The 5,175-nt window shown below is 60.3% G+C and carries 2 protein-coding genes; one reads left to right on the top strand and one right to left on the bottom strand.

Annotation, left to right across the window (positions count from 1 at the left end):
* Nucleotides 1-494: 494 nt before the first annotated feature.
* The gene (locus MTP10_RS41745) at nt 495-2,165 is read right to left on the bottom strand and encodes an HAD-IA family hydrolase (protein WP_310717447.1); all 1,671 of its coding nucleotides are present in this window, start codon (nt 2,163-2,165) and stop codon (nt 495-497) included.
* 2,188 nt (nt 2,166-4,353) lie between these two features.
* Here MTP10_RS41745 and MTP10_RS41740 point away from each other — a divergent pair.
* Entirely contained in the window at nt 4,354-4,482 is a 129-nt protein-coding gene (locus tag MTP10_RS41740; protein WP_310717446.1) for a hypothetical protein, read from the top strand.
* Nucleotides 4,483-5,175 lie beyond the last annotated feature (693 nt).

The raw sequence follows: 5,175 nt of genomic DNA, 5'->3' as shown, positions 1-5,175 counted from the left end.
GCCTGCGGACCTTGACCGGTTGTGTCACCTGGCCCCCCGAGCGCCGATCGAACGTGATCAGCACCATCCAACCGGCAAGGGCGCTCTACACGCCAACCCGGCGATCATTTCCGGTCACAGCACTAGGGTCTGGTAAGCAAAAGACGCGCGGCTGAGAAGCCGCAGGTCAGGGGTCATAAATGCCGATCTAGGTGAGTGCCCCCGGCAGGATTCGAACCTGCGGCACCCGCTTTAGGAGTTCAGCGATCTTCAAGGCGCTGCGATGGCGCTGACCAGCGCGAATGAGCGCTTGTCTCAAGTTCTGATGCTGAGCAGGGAAGGCATTGGGAATGATCATGGTAGGCATGGGCCAGCTCGCCCGGTCCAAATCAGCGCCGTGAGGTGTGATCTCGCAGTCAGGTTGCTAGAGCGGGCGCTCCGTGACCGCACGCCCAATGGCAAGCGTCGCTTGCATTCTATCGTTGAATGAGGCCGTCGACGGCTGTCGTCCTCGATCATGTGGAGGGCCCGCTTAGGCGGAGAGCAAGTTCCAATGATATTTCCATGGGACTCTCCAGCAATATGTCGCTGGGGGAGCGCTTCAATTCCTCCTCGGAACTGAAACCCCAGAGTACTCCAACACTCTTTACGCCTGCCTTGCGGGCAGCTCTCATGTCCGACGGCGAATCCCCTACGAAAAATGCCTGCTGGCTAGGTATTTGCATGTGAGCGAGGGCATGTCTAATCCCGACATCCTTCTTGCCTCCTGTGTCGTTGTGACACAAGAACACATCAAAAAGCTCTCTGACCTCGCGTGGCACCATGCGGCTAATTCGTCGCCGGGGTTGAGCAGTCACTGCACCTATACGTATGCCGCTGGCTTTAAGGTCCCTGAGGCGTTGCACTACCTCATGGAACACCCGTACCTCTACAAGTGAATCCTGCAGGGCGGCGTCGTAATCAGCTCGATAAGCAGCTCGGGGGTTGGGTACTCCTAGACTTGCCAGAATTCCTTCTGGGCTGCCTACTGGGTTTACCCTAGCGGGGTCCACCTTATGGCCGAGGTGCCGCGATGCTACGGAGGCAAGGGCTGCTGCAGTTGCGGCACGCGAATCTATAATAACGCCGTCGATATCGAACAAGGCGGCGACCGGGCCAGGTGTGCTGGCAGCTAGCTGGGGAGTCTGGGGGTCGCCGTGTAACTGGTTAGTCGGGCTGGCATCCGGCGCTGAAGTAGGTTGAAAACTATCCCCGATATCAAACAGGACGGCGGCCGTCGCTGCTTCCTGTCTTGACATGTGCAGAGTCTTTTCGACCACCTCTAGTACCTCGTCGAACCATTTGATTACATGCGCTCCTCGTGCGACTAGCTTCCTTGCCCAATCGGCGTCTGGAGCTTCGAGGTTCTTTGAAAGCAGGAACACTGGGCGGCCGTGTTTGAAGGAGAAATCAGCTTGAATGATTGATCCACAACCTGATTTGCCTTCAATAATGACAGTGCCGAGCGCTAGAGTGCACATTACTTCATTGCGTGCAGGAAAGGTCCAGCGTTGAGGTCCCACGCCTGTCGAGAACTGAGAGATGATTCCGCCATGTGCAGGAATGGTTGCGTATAGGTCTGCGTTTTCGCGAGGATATGCATAGTCGAGGCCGTGGCCAACAACGGCATATGTCTTGCCGGGGGGCGCCTGTAGGGCTCCGTGATGGCTAGCTGCATCAATGCCGCGTGCAAGTCCACTGATGACCGTGATATCGTGCTCTACACATTTTCTGGCGAACCTGTGCGCCGACTCCAGTCCTACTTCTGTTGGATCTACTCGTCCTACAAGTGCAAGTGCACGATTGCTTAGGGCAGTGAGATCACCTTTGTAAAATAGAACAGGAGGTCGGCCATCCCACCGTCTCAGGTTGGAAGGGTAGTCCTCGTCGTTCCAGAGCTTATAGGTGCCGCCGAGCTCATATGTACGCTCGATGCTATTCGTGTATTTCTCGATGTCGGCATCTTGCAGATGAGTACGCACGCGTTCCGGAGTAGTGTCGGAGGCGAGAAGGCTGTCAACGACATTCTGGGCGCTTCCACATCGAGCAAGCAGATCAAGGACTCGGCGTGGGCCGATGCTTGGAGCATCTAGCAGTAGAAGGAGAAGGGCTGCCTCGTCGTCACGATCTCTGAGCACAGATAACACACCTCTCCTTGCTGTAGGACCTAGATAACGCCCTCTGTGTAAGTGCGTGTCCAGTGCCCCAGTCATCGCGTAGTTGACGCCCGATCGTGAAGCTCACGACACTGTGGGCGCCGGCTTCCCGCAACCGAGCAGCCGCACTGAAGGCCGTAGCCCCCGAGGTCCACGTATCGTCGAACAAGACGATGTTGCGGCCTCGTATCGCGGCTGGGGATACTACTGCATAGTAGCTTGAGTCTATCTCGCCTCGGGACGGCCTACCTGGTTTTGCCTTATAAAGAAGGTGCGTAGTCCATTGGATTGGCCAGGAGGCGGCGGCGCCCAGGATAACTTCCATGTGATTGAAGTCACGGTTTGTGTTGCTGCTAGGCATGATGATGCCTAGCTGTGGAGATCCATACGCTCGTTCGATGCAGCGCAGATGAGCGGATAAGAAGTCGATGGCCAAGGATGCGAGTGGCAACGCCATCCACCGATAGTGGATAGATGGCGTGAAGTCCTTATAGCGGTGCAGAACGGACTCTAGTCCGCTGTCGATCGAATAGGCTACAGGCACCACCGCATCGAGCGTGCGGCGGCCCTTATTGCAGTTTTGGCAGAAATTCCAGTACGCGCCGACTCCGCGCTCTCCTACTGCTCCATGGCATAGCTGGCACGTAGAGCCGTCGGTCGGGGCAACGGAGGGAGCAATGCCCTCACGATTCGCCCACTGGATCCAGTCTGCAGCCGTTTTAGGCGAGGAGTGCCCGACAGGTTGCGTGAAGTCGCGGTAGCCCATTGGCGAGGAACCTTCTGGAAATTGGGGGGTATTTGTGACGCTATCGGCACAGTACGTCCCCCCAATCAGGGCTCGCCAAAGCTTCTTCGCTGATGGCTTCGAATCTTCACTAGATCGTAATCGGCGATCTTTTTGGCTGACCGAATTTAAGAATAAAGTCCGTGCATTAGCGGTGCCGAAAGGCTCGCGGTGGGCCGCCCAGTGGCAGAGGTGCGTGCCCCTGCGGCGCCTGTAGTGCGCATCCCTGATCAACTTGCCCACCCGCATACTGTACGAACATAGGTTCGATCTGTGAAGCTCTCGCGACAGTTGAGCCGAACTGCCGGCCTCGGTTGGCACCTCCGTAGCACTCGGCTCCATCGAGATGGTTGCTACTACTGGCGGAGTCGCGTGCGTTCGCTTGTGTGGGCATGCTCTCGTCTACGCGTGTCGTCGGTCAATCGGTCTCGAGAAACGCTGATGCACTGCTATGTGTGGGCTTCGGGCGTCCGTGATGCTGGTCGGCACTCTTTGGCCAGGTCATGATGGTTCGGTTCAGTGACAGGAGTCGGGCGACCCGCCAGGTCGTGAGCGCGGAAGATGGGAATCGTCTCTGGAAACCCAAGAGCTTGTGTTCATTGGGCGCTGGCACGCGGGCACGTGACTTTTGGGGCAACACGGCGAACATTCGCCATGCCGTAAAGCCGACGCTCTGGGGGTAGCTGACCAGGCTGTAGCCGGCCGATCTGTGGCGCGGGCAGCTCGGCGAGCTGGTAGTGCAACTCGGTAAACGCCGATGGCACGTAGCTGTGTCGTCGTCCCTTCCGGCGATCAAGCATCGAAACGGAACTTCTCGTATCTGCTGGACGGCTGCGGTCGACGCGGCGGGCACTCGTTGGGGTGGCCGAGAGTCGAGACCGTGAAACCTGGCGCAAGGCCACTACGGAATGGCTGTCCAGGTCCACGGCCTTGTGCCACGCACACCACGAAGACATGCCAGTCTTAGCACCAGCTCGTCGCGCTGCAAGAGGTTCTCGGCGGCCGCTTGCGCGGCCATGCAGGTCATGCGGAACTCGCGGATGTCTCGAAGCGTCTCGAAACCGGCCCATGATGTGACCAGCGGACACCACCTGTTCATCGTCAAGGGCAACTAGCCCTCACTCCTGCGCTGGCTCAAGGCCCGGCCCTGGCGCGAAGCGATTCTCAACGACCGCACCGACGAGACCGGCCACGGCCGCCGCACCCACCACCGCACCGGCAAGACCACCACCGTCACGATCTACGCCATCACCTGCCTCCCACCAGGCCGGATCACCACGCCCAGCTCGCCGCGCTGATCCGCGGCCACCGGAGCATCGAGGCCCCGCACCACATCCGCGACGTCACCTACCGCGAAGACGCCTCCCGCGTCCGCACCGGCACCGCACCCGCATCATGGCCGGCCTGCGCAACCTGGCCATCGGCCTGGCCCGCATGCTCGGCTGGACCGACATCGCCGCCGCGACCGACCACTACCGCAGCCGCCCCGCCGACGGACTCCAACTACTCGGTTTCACAACATGAGAACGCATTGGCCCTGCCCCGGCTGCTGCCCCGCCTGCTGGCCGGTCGCACCGCCGGGCCGGTGTTCTTGGCCGACCGCCGCGCCCCCATCTCCGCACGACGCCCGCCCGCGACCGCCGACGTCTGCTCCGTCACCGGCCGCCTGCCCTACCCTCGGGCCGAGTACCTGTTCAAGACCGCCTCCGCGAATGCGACCCGCCCCAGCAGGGCTGGACACTGCACCAGCTCGGCCACAGTGCCTTCCAGCACCTGGCCCAGGACGGTCGCACCGCGCCCGAACTCCATCGCCGGAGTCCCCCAGGCGATCAGCAAAGCCGTGACCAGGCCGGCTACTCCGACTACGGCCAGCAGCAAAGCACCTGCCAACGCCGCGCCGATCGGCGTCAAGCGAACGCCGCCTCTTTCGCTCGAGGGAGGATCTTCTCTTCGGTAGCCGGCGAGGGGTTTCGTTGCCACCTACCAAGCTTGGCAGCCCACTGACGTCTCCCGAGTGTATTCGCACGATAGCTACAGAACTGACCACCTTCTCCCAAATTGAGTGGGAGTCGAGTTGCTGGGGCTCGCGTCTAGTGCTGTGACCGGAAATGATCGCCGGGTTGGCGTGTAGAGCGCCCTTGCCGGTTGGATGGTGCTGATCACGTTCGATCGGCGCTCGGGGGGCCAGGTGACACAACCGGTCAAGGTCCGCAGGCT

The sequence above is a fragment of the Nonomuraea sp. 3-1Str genome (genome assembly GCF_031570565.1).
GTDB lineage: Bacteria > Actinomycetota > Actinomycetes > Streptosporangiales > Streptosporangiaceae > Nonomuraea.
The sequence above is the reverse complement of the archived record's forward strand: the minus strand, read 5'-3'. Positions and strand labels throughout refer to the sequence as shown.